The organism is Undibacterium sp. FW305-107 (genome assembly GCF_058788535.1).
This window is the reverse complement of record NZ_JBYTAV010000003.1, coordinates 206,068-223,936: the sequence shown is the minus strand read 5'-3', so window position 1 is coordinate 223,936 and position 17,869 is coordinate 206,068. Positions and strand designations below refer to the sequence as shown.

The following is a 17,869-nucleotide window of genomic DNA, read 5'->3' as shown; positions in this document are numbered from 1 at the left end:
CGCAACTCACGCCATATTCACCTTCGTTAAGGTGCTTGAGACGCCAGAAGTTCTCTGCAATACACGCAATACACGCAAAAATACAGTGATTTGCTATTCGTTTCAGTACTGACAGTGTGAAGGCATTAAGATGACATCAAGAATCGTCAATTGGAAATCGGCTGTTGCCGTACTGGTCGTTATTGCTGCCGCAGCGGGTGGCTGGTGGTATTACCACCGCACGGATGCCAGCACACCAGCAAATGCAGGCAATGGCCCTTCAGGGAATTCAGGGAAGCGAGGCGGCGGACGTGATGGCGGCAATAAAGTGCAGCCGGTGTCCGTTGTACCTGCACAAAAACGTGACATACGCCTCATTGTTACGGCGATAGGCAATATCTCTGCCGCCAATACTGCTGTTGTGCGCACCAAGGCTGATGGCGAACTCAAAGCGATTTATTTCAAGGAAGGCCAGGCAGTGCTGGCCGGACAGTTGCTGGCGCAGATAGACCCCAAGCCTTTCCAGATTGCCTTGTCACTGGCACAGGGTACCTTGGCACGTGACCAGGCGCAGTTAAAAAATGCCGAGCTTGATTTGCAGCGCTACAAAGACCTGGTTGAAAAACAGGCCGCACCAAAACAACAAATGGATACGCAAGAAGCACTGGTGCAGCAATTGCATGGCACCATCCTGTCAGACCAGGCTGCTGTTGACAATGCCAAACTGCAGTTGAGTTATACCCGTGTGACTGCTCCTATCTCTGGCCTGGCTGGCTTGAAGCAGGCTGACCTGGGCAATATCGTACATAGCTCAGACACCAATGGCCTGGTGTCGATCACGCAAACCCAACCGGTTGCCATCGTATTTGCCATCCCCGATGTACGCCTCGATAAATTGCGTCAGCAAATGAAGAATGATGTGCCTTTGAGAGTAGAAGCATGGGACAGGGAGCAAAAAAACATCCTGGCAGAAGGCAGTGTCGCCAATACCGATAACAGCATAGATTTGACGACAGGCACGATCAAAGTCAAGGCCCTGTTTCCCAACAAGGACAATGGCCTGTTCCCCAACCAGTTTGTCAATGTACGTCTGCAACTCGACACCATGAAAGATGCGCTGGCAGTGCCAGTGGCATCGGTACAGCGCGGCACGGTAGGCAATTTTGTGTATGTCGTCGGTGAAGGAGGTGTGGTCACCCTGAAGCCGGTCACCACACTGGCGACCGATGGCGACTGGGTGGCTGTCAAGGCTGAACTCAGGCCAGGTGACCAGTTGGTGACCGATGGTGCAGACCGTTTGCGCGATGGTGGCAAGGTGGAAGTCATCGCGGCATCAGCCAGATCTGGTGGCGGTGATGAACCTCGCGGTGGTAAACGGCGTAAAGGAGGTGGTGGTGCTTCTGCATCTGCCTCAGCATCTACGTCACCATCGGCATCAGCACCTGCTCCAGCCTCCGCAGCAGAAACCAGGAAATAAGGGCACTTAGCTCATCACATCATGGCTACCCTGAACCCCTCACGTCTGTTTATTGAAAGACCGGTCGCAACTTCGCTGATGATGCTGGCGATTTTGCTGGCCGGTTTACTGGCTTATCGCCTGTTGCCTATCGCGGCCTTGCCGGAAGTCGATTACCCCACCATACAGGTGACCACGCTTTATCCCGGTGCCAGCCCGGATGTCATGACCTCGTCAGTCACGGCACCACTGGAACGCCAGTTTGGTCAAATGCCGGGCCTGGCACAAATGTCATCGACCAGCTCTGGCGGTGCATCTGTAATCACCCTGCGGTTCGAGTTGAGCCTGTCGCTTGACGTTGCCGAGCAAGAAGTGCAGGCCGCCATCAATGCGGGCAGTAATTTGCTGCCCAGCGATTTACCGATGCCCCCGGTATATAGCAAGGTCAATCCTGCTGATGCACCGGTATTGACGATTGCGGTTTCATCGACCACCCTGCCTGTGATACGCATACATGATCTGGTCGAGAGCCGTCTGGCACAAAAAATATCGCAGGTACGTGGTGTGGGTCTGGTCAGTATTGCGGGTGGGCGCAGGCCCGCAGTCAGGATACAGGCCAACCCTACGGCACTGGCCAACCTTGGCCTCTCGCTGGATGATTTGCGCACTGCCATAGGTAGCGCCAATGTGAACCAGGCCAAGGGCAGCTTTGATGGCCCCCTGCGCGCATCGACGATTGATGCCAATGACCAGATGAAAAGCGCGGCAGAATATGCCAACCTGATCTTTGCCTACAAGAACGGCAACCCCATCCGCCTGCGTGATGTTGCCACCATGGTCGATGATGCTGAAAACATGCGCCTGGCAGCCTGGGCCAACAAGGCCCCGGCTGTTATTCTCAACGTACAGCGCCAGCCTGGCGCCAATGTGATACAGACGGTAGACCGCGTAAAGGCCTTGCTGCCCAGTTTGCAGGCTGCCATGCCAGGTTCTGTCGATGTGCGGGTACTGAGCGACAGGACCACGACTATCCGCGCCTCAGTCGATGATGTACAAATCGAATTGTTGCTGGCCATAGGCCTGGTGGTATTCGTGATCTTTGTGTTCTTGCGCAGCGTGCCTGCCACCATCATCCCCAGTGTTGCCGTACCCTTGTCACTGATAGGCACATTTGGCGTCATGTACATGGTAGGTTTTTCGCTCAATAACCTGACGCTGATGGCGCTGGTGATATCAACGGGCTTTGTGGTTGATGACGCGATAGTCATGATAGAAAACATCGCCCGTTATGTAGAAGAAGGCGAAACCCCGATGGCCGCAGCGCTGAAGGGATCGCAGCAAATCGGCTTCACGATTATTTCCCTTACCGTTTCGCTGATTGCGGTATTGATACCGCTGCTGTTCATGGGGGACGTGGTAGGCCGCCTGTTCCATGAATTTGCGATTACACTGGCGGTCTCGATATTGATTTCTGCCTTCGTGTCCCTGACGCTGACACCGATGATGTGTGCACGTCTTTTGCATCATGAAAAAGAAGAAGACTTTGGCCCGGTCAAACGTGCCGTGGGACGGATGTTTGAACGAACCATTGCAGGCTATGGCCGCATGTTGACTTGGGTATTAGACAGGCAAAAAACTACCATGCTGGTGTTTTTGGCGACACTGGCACTCACTGGTTTGCTGTATATCTTTGTCCCCAAGGGTTTCTTTCCTGTGCAGGATACCGGCCAGATACAGGCAATTACCGAGGCAGCGCAATCTACTTCATTCGCTTCCATGGCTGAACACCAGCAAGCACTGGCCAGCGTAATTTTGACTGACCCGGCAGTGGAAAGCGTATCGTCCTTCATCGGCGTGGATGGCGCAAACGCGACCTTGAATGCAGGCCGTATGCTGATCGTGCTGAAACCGCTGAATGTACGCGTGATATCGGCTACCCAGATCGCCAGACGCCTGGCTGAGTTGACGCGCAAGGTGCCAGGCATCGCCATCTATATGCAGGCAGTGCAGGACCTGACCATAGAAGACAGGATAGCCAAGACGCAGTACCAGTTCATGCTGAGTTCACCCGATATTGCTGAACTGTCACGCTCGACATCCGCCCTGCTGGAACGCCTGCGCAAGCTGCCGCAACTGGCCGATGTCGCCAGTGACCAGCAAGAGCTGGGCCTGCAAGCTTATGTGGATATAGACAGGGATGCCGCAGGTCGCTTTGGCGTCAGTGTCGCAGCAATAGACAACTCGCTGTACAACGCCTTTGGCCAGCGCCTGATCTCAACGATTTTTACCCAAAGCAATCAATACCGCGTGGTGCTTGAAGTGGCACCACAGTACAAAATGGGTATGGAAGCCTTGAATAACCTGTATGTGCCGGGCACGAATGGTGTGCAGGTGCCGCTGTCTTCTATTGCCAGAGTGGTGGAAAGGATAGCGCCACTGGCGGTCAACCATGCAGCGCAATTCCCTGCCGCGACTATTTCCTTCAACCTTGCCCAGGGTGCGGCACTGGGTGATGCGGTCAATGCCATCAAGGCAGAAGAAGCAGCCTTGCATTTACCCGTCAGTGTGGAAACCAGCTTCCAGGGTGCTGCACTGGCTTTCCAGGCATCTCTGTCCAGCACACTCTTGCTGATACTGGCTGCGATAGTCACTATGTATATCGTGCTGGGTGTTTTGTATGAAAGCTATATACACCCACTGACTATTCTTTCCACCCTGCCCTCAGCAGGCCTGGGAGCCTTGCTGGCCTTACTGGTATTCAGGCTGGACCTGGGTATCATCGCCATCATCGGTATTGTGTTGCTGATCGGTATCGTCAAGAAGAACGCCATCATGATGATTGATTTTGCCCTGTATGCCCAACGTGAAGAAGGCCTGAACCCGCGCGAAGCCATACACAAGGCTTGCCTGCTGCGCTTCCGCCCCATCCTGATGACTACCATGGCAGCCTTGTTGGGTGCCTTGCCACTGATGCTGGGTTCGGGCGTGGGCAGTGAATTGCGTCACCCACTTGGTGTGGTCATGGTGGGCGGGCTCATTGTCAGCCAGTTGCTGACCCTGTTCACCACGCCGGTGATTTATCTTGGCTTCACGGCGCTGGCGAGCAGGTTTACTGGCAAGCCTGGCTCAGGAACTGCAGCAGAAACTGCGGTGTGAGCAGATGAATCTCTCCCGTCCCTTCATAGAACGCCCGGTCGGCACTGCACTCATTACACTGGGTGTGGCGCTAGCGGGTATCATCGCGTATTTCTTGCTGCCCATCGCGCCGTTGCCGCAGGTTGAGTTTCCTACCATCTCCGTCAATGCCTCATTGCCGGGTGCCAGCCCGGATACCATGGCAGCCACCGTTGCCACACCGCTGGAACGTGCACTGGGCAGCATTGCCGGTGTCAATGAAATCACCTCTTCTTCATCATTGGGAAGTTCGCGCATTACTCTGCAGTTCGACATGAGCCGGGATATTGATGGCGCAGCACGGGATGTGCAGGCTGGCATCAATGCGGCGCGTGCCATGCTGCCGTCCGGCATGCCGAGCAACCCCACTTACCGTAAGGTCAACCCAGCTGATGCGCCAGTGATGATCATCGCGCTGACATCCAAGACGCTGACACGCGGCCAGATGTATGATGCTGCCTCCACCGTGCTGGCGCAACGCCTGTCACAGGTAGATGGCATAGGCCAGGTCACCATAGGTGGCGGTGCATTGCCTGCGGTACGTATAGAAGTAGACCCCAACAAGCTCGCAGCGAATGGTATTTCGCTGGAAAATGTACGCGCTACCGTCGTCGCCAGCAATGCCAACCGCCCCAAGGGTTCGGTCGAAGACCAGCAACATTACTGGCAGTTGAGTGCCAATGACCAGTCTTATAAAGCCGAACAATATGCACCGCTCATCATCAGCTATGCCAATGGTGCTGCACTGCGCCTGCGCGATGTCGCTGAAGTGGTAGACAGCGTACAGGACGTGCGCAATTACGGTATGGCGAATGGCACGCCTGCGATCTTACTGATACTGAACAAGGCACCTGGTGCCAACATCATCAAGACCGTGGATACCATCCGTGCCTTGTTGCCACAATTGCGTGCGTCCATCGCACCGGCCATTGATGTGAATGTGGTCATGGACAGGACGCCGACCATACGCGCATCCATTACTGAAGTGCAGCGCACACTCGCGATTGCCTTTGGTCTGGTCATCGTGGTGGTCTTCGCTTTCTTGCGTAATTTCCGCGCGGCCCTGTTACCCGCGGTGGCAGTGCCAGTTTCACTGGCCGGCACTTTCGGCGTCATGTATTTGCTAGGCTACAGCATAGATAATCTCTCGCTCATGGCCATGACGGTAGCAACCGGTTTTGTGGTGGACGATGCGATCGTCGTGCTGGAAAATATTTCGCGGCATATAGAGCGTGGCAAGACACCGATGGAAGCTGCATTGCAGGGTGCGCGCGAAATTGGTTTCACAGTAGTATCGATCAGCCTGTCACTGATTGCCGCCTTCATCCCCATCCTGGCGATGGGTGGCATAGTCGGGCGTTTGTTCCGCGAGTTTGCGGTGGTGTTGTCGGTGTCCATCCTGGTATCCATGCTGGTATCGCTGACGACCACGCCCATGATGGCGGCGGCCCTGTTGCGACCTGTGGAAAAAGCCAAGGCACCGGGTAAATTCTCACGCGCGCTTTCCCGCTTCCAGCGTGGCCTCATGCGTGGCTACCGACGCAGCCTGCGCTGGACCTTGCGGCACCAGCCTTTGACACTGCTGGTGCTGGCTGGCGTGATTGCCCTGAATGTATCGCTGTACATCACGATTTCCAAAGGCTTTTTCCCGCAGCAGGATACCGGCTTGATGATGGGTGGCGTACAGGCCGATCAGGCCAGCTCTTTCACGTCCATGCAAGAGAAACTCAATGCCTTCAGCAAAATTGTGCTGGCCGACCCTGCGGTGGCCAATGCGACGGGTTTTACCGGTGGCGGCCAGCGCAATAGTGCGAACATGTTTATCTCGCTCAAACCCAGGACTGAGCGTGAAGAAAGTGTAGACCAGGTCATCAACCGTTTGCGCGGCAAGCTCGCGCATCTGCCGGGTGCCAATTTGTTTTTGTCACCGGTACAGGATATACGCATTGGTGGCCGGCAAAGTAACGCCTCCTGGCAATATGCCTTGCAGGCAGATGATCTGACCGACTTGCGTACCTGGGAGCCACGCATACGCAAGGCCTTGTCACAACTGCCTGAACTGGCTGACCTCAATAGTGACCAGCAAGACAAGGGCATACAGACTTCACTGGTAATAGACCGCGATGCCGTAGCCAGGCTGGGTTTGACTGTCAGTGCCATCGACAGCACACTTAACAATGCCTTTGGGCAGCGCCAGATAGGTGTCATCTATAACCCGCTGAATCAATACCGTGTAGTAATGGAACTGGCACCAGCCTATCTGCAGAGCCCCGAGAGTCTGAAGAGCCTGTATGTCACTACGTCCAAGGGTGTGCGCATACCTTTGGCCAGCGTAGCACGGGTGGAAACCACCAATACGCCTCTGGCTGTCAATCACCAGAGCGGTTCGCCAGCCAGCACGATCAGCTTCAACCTGGCACCGGATGTCGCCTTGTCGCAGGCAGTGGACGCGATTAATGACACCATCAGCAAACTGGGTGTACCGATATCCGTGCATGGCAGCTTCCAGGGTACGGCGCAGGCTTTCCAGTCATCCCTGAGCAGTCAGCCTCTGCTGGTGCTGGCTGCCATCATCACCATCTACCTGGTACTTGGCATGCTATATGAAAGCCTGATCCATCCACTGACCATACTGTCAACTTTACCTTCGGCAGGTATAGGTGCCTTGCTGGCGCTGATGTTGTTCAAGACTGATTTTTCCATCATCGCCCTGATCGGTGTGGTGCTGCTGATAGGCATCGTCAAGAAAAATGCCATCATGATGATCGATTTTGCAATATCTGCGCAACATGCAGCCAACAGCCGGGGTAGCAGCGTGACTGCCGGTGCGGCAATTTACCGCGCCAGCCTGCTGCGCCTGCGTCCTATCCTGATGACTACCCTGGCAGCAATCTTTGGTGCCGTGCCACTGGCACTGGGCACGGGTGATGGTGCAGAATTGCGCCAGCCACTAGGCATAGCCATCGTCGGCGGCCTGCTATTGAGCCAGTTGCTGACCCTGTATACCACGCCTGTCGTCTTTGTCTGCATGGATAGATTACGCCGCAAGAAAAAACCAGTAAAAGCAGTCGAGAGCGCTGGCGCTCTGGATACTGCATGAGAGCGATTATGAAAAAAAATATTAACTTGCATCCAGTATCTTTTCCAAGCTCATCTGTTCCTCGCCTGGCTATGCTGACATTGGTCTTGCTGTTATCGGCCTGCGCACAGACAAACGCGCCGCCACCGGCCACTGTCCCACTGACAGCAGAATTCAAGGAAGCCAGCTACTGGAAATCAGCACAGGCTACACGTGCCAATACTGAAGCTGCCGTATCAGATTCCTGGTGGGAAATGTTCAATGATCCTGTACTCAATGAACTGCAACAAAAGCTATTACTGGGGAATGAAAACCTGAAATCAGCCGCCGCCCAGATCGCCAATGCCAAGGCCGTGCTCAAAGCCAGCCAGTCTGCATTGTGGCCAACAGTGTCACTGAATGCGGGTGGCACGCGCAGCGGCAACCCCGGTTCAGGCCAGAATGGCCGCACTACCAGTAATAGTTATTCACTGGCCGTCGATACTTCGTGGGAAATTGATTTATGGGGCCGGCTGTCCAAAGCAACTGATGTGGCAAACGCCAGCCTGCAAGCTAGCCGTGACGACTATGATGCTGCCCGCCTGTCTGCCCAGGCGACACTCGCACAAACCTATTTTGCCATGCGCGTGGCCGAGGCCCAGCAAGCCATATTGCAAAGAACTACTACCTCCAATCAACGCAGCCTGGAATTGACCGAGGCCAGATACCAGTCCGGGGTCGCCGGTCAAAGCGATGTCTTGCAAGCAAAAATACAAGTGACGACCGGCCAGGTGCAATTGAAAGATGCCGTGGCACAAAGGGCACAACTGGAACATGCGATTGCCGTACTATTGGGCGTGACACCCGCTGCGCTCAATATCAGCAGCACCGCAACGTTGCCAGCAGCACCAGCTGTTCCTGTATTGATCCCGTCCACATTGCTGGAACGCAGGCCAGATATCGCAGCGGCTGAACGTAAGCTGGCCGCCGCCTATGCGCAGATAGGTGTCAAGGATGCGGCCTTCTTCCCTGACATCAGCTTGTCGGCCAATGCGGGTTACCGCAGCTCTTCCCTGAGTAAATTAATCGACTCACCAAACCTGGTCTGGTCTTTGGGTCCTTCGATATTGCTGTCTTTTTTTGATGGTGGTGCACGTCAACTTGCCAGTGACCAGGCACGTGCGGCAGCAGATATCGCCGCCTCTGCTTATCGCCAGACAGTACTGACATCATTACAGGAAGTGGAAGACAATCTGGTGGTGCTGGAGCAGCTGGATGCGGAACTGCAATTACAGACAGAAGCCTTGCAAGCCGCCCAGCGCAACCTGGAGATCACTCAGGAACAATACAAGGCAGGTACAGTCAGTTACCTGAATGTGGTCACATCGCAGAATGCTGCCTTGTCGAGCGAATCCAATTTGCTGTCGATACGCAACCGCCAGCTTGCTGCAACTAATATACTGTTGAAAAATATCGGTGGACGATGGCAAAAACAATAAGCCTGGCGTTAGAACTCGTTGCATCAATGATGCAATGAGTTCTGAGATTACACATGATTTGGTCGCAACTCTTTATTGCACTGCCAATCCAAACTGCGCATTGCCATCTGCATGATGTCTCGGTTCCACATCAAAACCGATGAGGCCATGATGCTTTAAATGTGTGCGCAAAATGTTTCTGGAGATGCCGAGCAGCTTGGCAGTCTGCACCTGGTTTTGTGCACAGAAGTGAAATGCCGTGTGTATCAGCGTCTGCTCAAAAAACTCAAAAATACCGGCATCTCCGGTTTCTATGCTCTCAACGATCAGGGATTGCAGCCGCTCTTTGAGGGTAACTTCCTTGGCAGGCAATTGCGGCACATTGGCCTCATGGCTTTGAACTTCGGCTGTTGCTTGATGGGTAGTAGCGGCACCCACCGTTGCCACTGCCGTCAGCGCAGCACCACGTCTTCTTGCGGCACCAGCGAGTTTCAAATCTTCTGCCACGATCATCCGGTCGCGGCAAACAATCAGGGCAAAGTGAATGACGTTTTCCAGTTCGCGTATATTGCCTGGCCAGTCATACTGCAACAAAGCTGTCTCTGCTTCGGGCGACAGACGTACATTATCCAGCTTCATTTTTTCACCATACAGAGCGATAAAATGATGGGCAAGCGGCAAGATGTCACCCGTTCGCTCAAACAGCGGCGGCAGGTTGATGGTTGCCACACTCAAACGGTAATATAAATCCGAGCGAAAATGTTCGGCCTCTATGGCCTTGTGCAAGTCCACATTGGTGGCCGCCACCAGCCTGACATCCAGCGGTATCGGTTTGCGCGAACCCAGCCTGACGACCTGGCGCTCCTGCAATACGCGCAGCAGTTTCACTTGCAATGCCAGTGACAGGTCACCAATCTCGTCAAGAAATAAAGTGCCGCCATTGGCTGCCTCAAACCAGCCTGAGCGTGATTGTGTGGCACCAGTAAACGCGCCGCTTTCATGACCAAATAATTCAGCATCTATCAGGGTTTCGCTGAATGCGCCGCAATTCACGGCAATGAAGGGGCCTTTGCGGCCACTATGATTATGGATGTGGCGTGCAACCAATTCCTTGCCTGTCCCGGTTTCGCCTATGATCAATGCAGTGGCTTCGCTGCGGGCAATGCGTTCGACTTGCAGCAAGAGAGCGGCAGAACGGGGATCATTAAACATCATGGCCTTGGCCCGGATGGACAAGATCATGTTTTGATTATCAGGAAAAGTCAGTAATTTGTTCACGACGCGCTTTCTGGCTGAGTCTGCTGAAAGAAAAATGAATGCAGAAATGAATATGGTAAAGAGGAGTTGGAATTTTCCTACTCCGCTACATCTGCATTCGACGACACCAGACTAACGTGCGAGTTCCGCAAGTAAAACGAATTTTTCCAAACTTTCTTATCCATTTTTTTTAGAATATTTCTGTCAGAAAATTAAATTCAATACCAGTGAGAGGAAAACATCTGGAAAGACATCTTTTTCTTCACATAACAGAATGCAAAAAATGCCCGTCCTTTATTTGTTGTGTGATGACGACACTGCACTTAATTCTGCACCAAGCCAGCACTAAGCCAGCACTGACTGAGCCTCTAATTCGATACTTTGAAGTCATCGTGACAAGCTTTGCAGGTGCGGGTCAATTTTCCATACTGTTCCTTGACAGCGGCCGGATCGCCTGCCAGCGCAAGCTTTGCCAGGTCATTGGCCTCCTTGCTGAAGTTCGCTGCCAGCTCACCCACGCGTTTGCCATCCTTGAATAATTCAGGTTTGACTGCTGTGTCGTGCCAGCCTTTGCCCTGCTCGGTTCCTGCCGGGAACAAGGCACCCAATCCTGCATTCGACAAAACCGCAATAGTATTGGCAGCCTTGATGACCTCCTCCTTGTTGTATTGTCCTTCCAGCGAGGATTTGATGCGGCCTGAATTCCAGCCTATGACCTGATAAGCAGATTGCCGCCATTTGATCAGCGTTTCCGGCTTGGGTGCCTGTTGCGCCAACACGGATGTTGATACAACCAGAACGGTGGCTGCGCTTAAGCTGAGCAATATTCTTGATGCAATTTTCTTCATGGATGTTCCCGGACTATCGTGGTTAAAAAATCTTGCTTCAGGCTTTGTCAGGCCCGCAAATTGGCTTTGAAAAAATCTACCGTGCGCTGCCATGCCAGGCTTGCTGCTGCCTGGTCATAACGCGGCGTCGTATCATTATTAAAACCATGCTGGGCGCCGGCATAGACAAAGGCCTGGTATTTGACGCCTGCCTTGATCAGTGCAGCTTCATATTTTGGCCAGCCAGCATTGATGCGTTCATCAACCCCGGCATAATGGATGAGCAAAGGTGCCTTGATTTTTGCGGCATCCTCTTCGGTTGGCTGACCACCATAGAAAGGTACGGCTGCAGCAAGATCAGGGACCTTGGTAGCAAGGAAATTGGAAATGCCACCACCATAGCAAAAACCGACCACGCCAACCTTGCCATTCCCTTCTGGCAGTTTTTTCAGGATCGCTGCTGCTTCCAAAAAGTCAGCGCGGGTCTTGGTCTGTTCCAGTTTGGGGAAAAGCTCGCGGGCTTTTTCTTCATCACCGGGATAACCACCCAGCGGTGCCAGGGCATCTGGCGCAAAGGCGATAAAGCCATCCAGTGCCAGGCGACGGGCGATGTCTTCTATATGTGGGTTCAAACCACGGTTTTCATGCACGACCAGCACAGTAGGCAATTTGCCTTTCACTTCTGCTGGTGTGACCAGATAACCACGCAAAGTGCCATACCCCTGTGGTGATGGATATTCTACATAGCGCGCCTGTATGCGTGCGTCGGTCTTGGGTACTTGTTGCGCCTGGGCAAAATTGGGACTTAACTGCTGCAGCAATACCTCTGCCGTTACCGCACCTACGGCGAACTTACTGGCCGACTGCAAGAAACCACGTCTGTCGATTTGCCCATGGACATACTGGTCGAACAGTTGCAATACTTCTGGTTTGAAATCATCTGAGGTTTGACGGGTCATCTTATTCTCCTGGTTCTTTGATTTATTTAAAGGGGCGGTAATTGTCATGGCAAGCGCTACAGGCTTTGGCAATACTGACTGCGGCCAGCGACCCTTTATCATAGTCCTGATTGCGTACAGACGCACTGATGATGGCAGCAGCTTCCTTTCCATCTCTGGACATCTGCACGGCCTCTTCAGGATGCCTGATCTGTATGAAGTAGTTTTCCATCTTCAAATACAGATCCTCGATTTCTTCTGCGCTTTGTATGGCTGCCTCGTCGTCTTTTTGCGATATGCGTTTTTGCACGTCCACTATTTTTTTGTCTATCTTGCGCATCCAGATATCAAAATCGAGCATGCTGGCAGCAGATGATGTACCCACTGCCAGTACCATCAAAGCCAACAGCAATGCATATTTCCTCACTGCAGTGCCTGACTTCATGACCTGGCAGCTTTGCTACCAGCAAGTTTCTGCACTGTTTCCAGCGCCTTGGCCACATTCTGTTCTGGTGTCAGTCCACCTATCGCTGCATAGACCTTGCCATTGGCCGTGACGATGAAAGTGCTGCGTTCCGCGCGCCCATGGTCAATCTCATTGCCACGTGTGTCCTTGCGCCCTGCTGGCGTCTCGGCTACGGTAAGATCATAGCTTTTGGCAATCTTGCCATCCTCATCAGATGCGACAGGAAATTTACCTGCACAATAATCGGGGTCGGCAGAAAAATCATTCAGGCGGCTGATGCTGTCCAGGGAAACACCGACTACGGTGGCACCGGCTTCCTGAAATTTTTCATGACTGACAGCAAAGCTATGCGCCTGTATATTGCAGCCGCCAGTAAACGCCGAAGGGTAAAAGTACACCACCACCGGCCCCTTCTTCAGGGCGTCTTTCAGTGAATAAGTAAAACTCTTTCCTGCCAGCGAGGCCTGTGCCTTGATGTCAGGTGCAGTATCACCTTCTTTCAAGGCAGCCACGGCAATGGAAGTCATCGCTGCCAGCGCCAACAATAAACTGAATCTGATTACATTTCTTTTCATATACCCTCTGTCTGCAGCAGCTTCTTACTCAACTTTTCTTATAAACCTGGTGGCAGGTCTTGCATGATTTCGCCAGTGCACTGACGGTGGCGGAAGCATTGTCAAAGTCTTTTTCACTGACTTGCCGTATCAATTCCCTGGCGAAATTCTTGCTCTTCCTTGCATACTCAATCGCATCAGCAGCGTCCCCTTTGTGCTTGTAGAATAATTCAACCTGGCTGAACATTTCTTCTATTTCACGGGCATCAGCCAAAGCCGCCTTGCCATCTTTCAGAGAGATATTCGAATCCACACTTTTTGTGGATTCTTCTATTCTCTGCATCAAGTCCATATCCACTTCAGTTACCGCTACTGCCACGCCTGCCAGTAAACTGAATAGCAGGAATGTTGCTTTCATCAATTTCTTTTTCATTTCTACATCCTGTTGTTTCCTGGCCATTTCGCAGACTAGGCGGTTCCACAAGGTCAAGAACCACCCACATCAGCGATCAGGCTATGAGTTCCTTGACGACCTCACCAAACACGGTCGTGGCGCGTTCTGAACGCCCCTGGTGGGTATAAGTCAGGTTACGGTAGTTCAATCCCAGCAGGTGTAATACCGTTGCCTGCAGATCATAGGTATCGACCAGGCCAGTTTCAGCCCGCAAGCCTATCGCGTCGGTAGAACCGTGGGTATAGCCACCTTTGGAACCGCCACCTGCTATCCAGGTGGTGTAACCCCAGGGGTTATGATCGCGGCCATCGCCAGTCTGGCCATAAGGTGTGCGGCCAAATTCAGATGTCCATACCACCAGGGTGCTATCGAGCAAACCACGGGCTTTCAGGTCAGCCAGCAAGGCACCAATCGGCTTGTCAACGGACTTGGCCATGACGGCGTGGTTTTTCTCAATATTGTTATGGGCATCCCAGCTGCCATAGGTTTTGTCATTGGACCCTGAAATGACATGGATAAAACGCACACCACGTTCCACCAGGCGACGCGCACGCAAGAGATTGGTGCCATAGTCCTTGGTTGCGTCATCATCGAGACCATAAGCCGCTTTGGTCTCTTTACTCTCCTTGTTCAGATCGACTGCTTCAGGTGCAGATGATTCCATGCGGTAGGCCAGATCATAGGAGCGGTTACGCGCCTCCAGTTCACTGTCAGATGGATAGCGTGAGGCATGCTGTGCATTCAGCTTGCGTATCAGGTCCAGGGTATTTTTTTGCTCGGCAGATGACACCACGGCTGGCCTGTCCAGATGCAGGATGGGTGAATCACCCTGACGGAAAGCCGTACCCTGATAAGTCGCTGGCAAGAAACCGGAACTCCAGATCGTCTGGCCACGGCCACCGCCGCTATTGTCATAACCGGTTGGCAAAACGACGAAGCTGGGCAGGTCAGGATTGGCGCTGCCAAGGCCATAAGTGATCCAGGCACCCAATGCTGGGCGGCCAGGCGTCAGGGCGCTGGTATGCAATTTCAAGGAAGAAATCACGTGGGTGCTACCTTCAGTCTTGCTGCCTTTGATGAAACAGATATCATCCGCCTGCTTGGCGATATTCGGTACCAGGTCAGAAAACCAGGCACCACTTTCGCCATGCTGTTTCCACGTGCGTTTTGTCGCATACAGGGCACCGACACCACCGTCAGTCGCGGTCTTAAGATTTTTGGAAAATGAATCTGGCATGGGCTGGCCTGCCAGTTTGATGAGGTCAGGTTTGTAGTCAAACAAATCCAGCGTACTTGGCGCACCGGCCATGTGCAGCCAGATGACAGACTTGGCTTTCGCCGCATGGTGCGCGACTTTCAAGGCTAGCGGATCATCAAATGTCGCGGCCTGCGCACCAGACAGCAAGCCACCTCCGAGAAGCCCCCCGGCAGCCAGGCCACCCAAGCCAAGTCCAGCATGTGACAAAAAGTCGCGGCGTGATTTATTGGTCATGATATTTCCCTTTTCACTCTATTCGTAATTTTCGTATGTTTATTTTGTATGCTTAAGCTGATGACCTGGCATCAGAACCGGTAACTGAATTCATTTGAATTCGCCGCAGCATGCACCAGACTGAGGAAGGCAGCAGCCCTGGCCTTGTTGAGCTTCTGGCTATCGTCCCTGGCTGCAGCACTGCTGGCGTCAGCATCATCATCGCCTTGGCCAGATTTAGCTTTGGCCTGCTTTTGTTTTTCTAAGAATTCCAGGAAGGCGATTTTTTCGAAACGGTCTGCAGAACGTCCATAAGCAGTTTTATATAGCTTGTCGATATTGCTTCTGAGTTCGGCTGACTCACCAAAACCTTCAGGCACACCCACTTTTTTGCCGTCAGCAATCTGCTTCCTGGTGATTTTTTCCTGGTTATCGAGGAAACCTAACAGTGTCGCTTTCTCGGTTTTATCTGGCAAACGGGCATACAGAATCTGGTACAAACGGTCGATTTGCGCCGACTCACTATTGCCTGCCTCACGCAAGACCCTGCCTGCCAATGCCTGTGACCACTGGAACACCAGATCACTATTGATCAATGCCAGTGCCTGCGGCGCTGTCGTCGTCACATCGCGCTTGCTGTGTACCAGTTGCGGGTTCGCCATATCAAAAGTTTCCAGCAACGGGTAAGGAATATTCCTGCGGGTGAAGACATACACGCTGCGGCGGTGGTAATCATGCGGGTCGGTCGATGTGACCCAGGCATTGCCAGCATTGAAGTTGCTCGGCACTGGTGGCAAGACAGAGGGTCCACCGAGTTTTTCTTCCAGCAAACCAGAAGCCAACAGCAATGAATCACGTATCTGTTCTGCATCCAGACGTTGCCTTGGGAAAGATGCCAGCAACTTGTTGGTCGGATCTGTTACTTTGGTGTCTTCACGTTCTGCAGAGGATTGACGGTAAACCTTGGACAATAAAATCTGACGATTCAATTTCTTGACGCTCCAGCCTTCCTTGATGAAATTGCTGGCCAGATAATCCAGCAATTCAGGATGGCTGGGCTTGGTACCCATCTTGCCAAAATCACTGACTGATTCAACAATGCCGCGGCCAAAATACTGTGCCCAGACGCGGTTCACAAAAACACGGGCAGGCAGCGGATTAGTGGTGCTGGTCAACCAGTTAGCCAGGGCAGTGCGGCGGCCAGATGAGGTGGCAGTCGGCACGATATTTGGTTTTTCATTGGTCAACAGTGACAGGAAGGCTGGCTGTACTTCTTCCAGATGTCTGTCATAGATGCCATTCGCCAATATGTAAGTCGGTGGCGCCTCCGCATGACCGAGCTCAGTCATGGCAGAGATATAACCAGGATGCTTGGGCTTGATGTTGTCAAATTTCTTCAACTCAGCTTCCAGTTTCTGGTATTTTTCGTAGCCTTCTTTATCCTTGGTTTTCAACTGATTAACAGCATTGCGGGTACGGCCCTGCATGGTCCAGAGATTGCGGTGATAAATCCAGCGGTCATAGGCAGAGCGTTCATTTTCTGGCTTGGTGATGGATTCACGCGTGGCGGGTACAAAGCCGAGAAGGCGGTCAGCTTCTGCCTTATCGATGATGGGGCGTATCAAGACTTCCTGCTTGTCACGGATATCCTTGGTGGCCGCTTCCCATTTCGCCTGCTTGAGTTCATATTCTTCTTTTTGCTTGCCAGTTGCAGCAAGGATGTCATCGCTGGCACTGGCATTCACAAAAAAGGATTGCAACTGGTAATACTCTTTTTGCGAAATTTTGTCGAACTTGTGATTGTGGCAGGCAGCGCAACCTACTGTGGTGGCGAGGAAGACCGAGCCAACTGTGTCTGTCAGGTCAGTCGCAATTTCGACTTGCTTGAGATTGAGGTCACGGGCATTGACTTCGTCCGGGTAGTTACGCAGGAAGCCTGTGGCAATCAGGGCTTCCTGATTGCCGGGGAAAAGCTCATCACCGGCCAGCTGTTCCTGTACGAAGCGGTTATATGGTTTGTCTTCGTTAAATGCCTTGATGACGTAATCACGGTAACGCCAGACATTCGGGCGTGTGCCATCGGCATTGAAACCGTCGCTATCAGCATAGCGGGTCAGGTCCAGCCAGCGACGGCCCCAACGCTCGCCATAGCGGGTTGATGCCAGCAGCCTGTCCACCAGCTTTTCATAAGCCTTGGGAGACTTGTCTGTGACGAAAGCCTGTACCTCTTCCGGTGTCGGTATCACGCCCCAGGTATCCAGCGTAGCTCGGCGGATGAAGCTGGCCCTGTCAGTATCTGGCGAGGGCTTGATGCTCTTCGCTTCAAGCTGTGCCAGGATGAAATTATCGACTGGAGTATGTACCCAGCCTTTTTGTTTGACTGCTGGCAGTTCAGGATTTTTCAAAGGCTGGTAAGCCCAGCCCTGGGCGACAGCAGCCTGGGTTTTGGCGATAACTTTGCTGTCTTCTGCAGCACTCAAACTGATTGCTGTGCCTGACAAAGCTAATATGACGGCGAGTGCAAGTGGCTTATTGAGTGACTTATACATCAAGTGCTCCTTGCTGATGCTGGGTTTTAATCATGAAAATACTCCCTGGAAATAATTAGTAAACAACGATTTTCACTATCAATAGCAACTATCGCGCCACCATTAAAACTCACGCCAAATTTAATATAAGTCTTTGATAAATATGGATTTTTCAATATACCTTCCGTAATCAGCAGGATTTCCTCGCTGCTTATTTTTCAAACATTTG

Annotated in this window: 12 protein-coding genes; 4 read left to right on the top strand and 8 right to left on the bottom strand. The window is 52.6% G+C overall.

The window, feature by feature from the left end:
* The first annotated feature begins 130 nt into the window (after positions 1-130).
* From AC3WQT_RS08080 to AC3WQT_RS08065, 4 genes are read left to right on the top strand one after another with little or no spacing between them, the layout of a single operon-like run.
* On the top strand, positions 131-1,456 hold the full coding sequence (locus tag AC3WQT_RS08080) for an MdtA/MuxA family multidrug efflux RND transporter periplasmic adaptor subunit (protein WP_492703373.1): 1,326 nt from the start codon (positions 131-133) through the stop codon (positions 1,454-1,456).
* Positions 1,457-1,486: 30 nt separating this feature from the next.
* Entirely contained in the window at positions 1,487-4,591 is a 3,105-nt protein-coding gene (locus AC3WQT_RS08075; protein WP_492703643.1) for an MdtB/MuxB family multidrug efflux RND transporter permease subunit, read from the top strand.
* Positions 4,592-4,595: 4 nt separating this feature from the next.
* On the top strand, positions 4,596-7,709 hold the full coding sequence (locus AC3WQT_RS08070; RefSeq protein ID WP_492703372.1) for a multidrug efflux RND transporter permease subunit: 3,114 nt from the start codon (positions 4,596-4,598) through the stop codon (positions 7,707-7,709).
* An 8-nt stretch (positions 7,710-7,717) separates the two neighbouring features.
* Positions 7,718-9,166: an efflux transporter outer membrane subunit gene (locus tag AC3WQT_RS08065; RefSeq protein WP_492703371.1), complete on the top strand. Its 1,449-nt coding sequence runs from the start codon at positions 7,718-7,720 to the stop codon at positions 9,164-9,166.
* Between the two features lie 72 nt (positions 9,167-9,238).
* Here AC3WQT_RS08065 and AC3WQT_RS08060 read toward each other — a convergent pair whose 3' ends face one another.
* The 8 genes from AC3WQT_RS08060 to AC3WQT_RS08025 all read right to left on the bottom strand — a co-directional run bounded on the left by AC3WQT_RS08060 (position 9,239) and on the right by AC3WQT_RS08025 (position 17,661).
* Positions 9,239-10,423 carry a sigma-54 interaction domain-containing protein gene (locus AC3WQT_RS08060; protein WP_492703370.1) on the bottom strand — a complete coding sequence of 395 codons (1,185 nt, stop codon included), beginning with the start codon at positions 10,421-10,423 and terminating at the stop codon, positions 9,239-9,241.
* A gap of 347 nt (positions 10,424-10,770) precedes the next feature.
* Complete coding sequence (locus AC3WQT_RS08055) at positions 10,771-11,250, bottom strand: c-type cytochrome (RefSeq protein ID WP_492703369.1); 480 nt, start codon at positions 11,248-11,250, stop codon at positions 10,771-10,773.
* Between the two features lie 47 nt (positions 11,251-11,297).
* Positions 11,298-12,188, bottom strand: a complete 891-nt coding sequence (locus AC3WQT_RS08050) for a dienelactone hydrolase family protein (RefSeq protein WP_492703368.1) — start codon at positions 12,186-12,188, stop codon at positions 11,298-11,300.
* A gap of 22 nt (positions 12,189-12,210) precedes the next feature.
* The gene (locus AC3WQT_RS08045; protein ID WP_492703367.1) at positions 12,211-12,612 is read right to left on the bottom strand and encodes a hypothetical protein; all 402 of its coding nucleotides are present in this window, start codon (positions 12,610-12,612) and stop codon (positions 12,211-12,213) included.
* A complete protein-coding gene (locus tag AC3WQT_RS08040; RefSeq protein ID WP_492703366.1) occupies positions 12,609-13,208 on the bottom strand; it encodes a peroxiredoxin in 600 nt (199 codons plus the stop codon). The genes AC3WQT_RS08045 and AC3WQT_RS08040 overlap by 4 nt, the downstream gene beginning before the upstream one ends.
* A 28-nt stretch (positions 13,209-13,236) precedes the next feature.
* The gene (locus AC3WQT_RS08035) at positions 13,237-13,620 is read right to left on the bottom strand and encodes a hypothetical protein (protein WP_492703365.1); all 384 of its coding nucleotides are present in this window, start codon (positions 13,618-13,620) and stop codon (positions 13,237-13,239) included.
* 76 nt (positions 13,621-13,696) lie between these two features.
* Positions 13,697-15,133 carry a DUF1501 domain-containing protein gene (locus tag AC3WQT_RS08030; RefSeq protein WP_492703364.1) on the bottom strand — a complete coding sequence of 479 codons (1,437 nt, stop codon included), beginning with the start codon at positions 15,131-15,133 and terminating at the stop codon, positions 13,697-13,699.
* Positions 15,134-15,204: 71 nt separating this feature from the next.
* Complete coding sequence (locus AC3WQT_RS08025; protein WP_492703362.1) at positions 15,205-17,661, bottom strand: DUF1549 and DUF1553 domain-containing protein; 2,457 nt, start codon at positions 17,659-17,661, stop codon at positions 15,205-15,207.
* Positions 17,662-17,869: the final 208 nt, after the last annotated feature.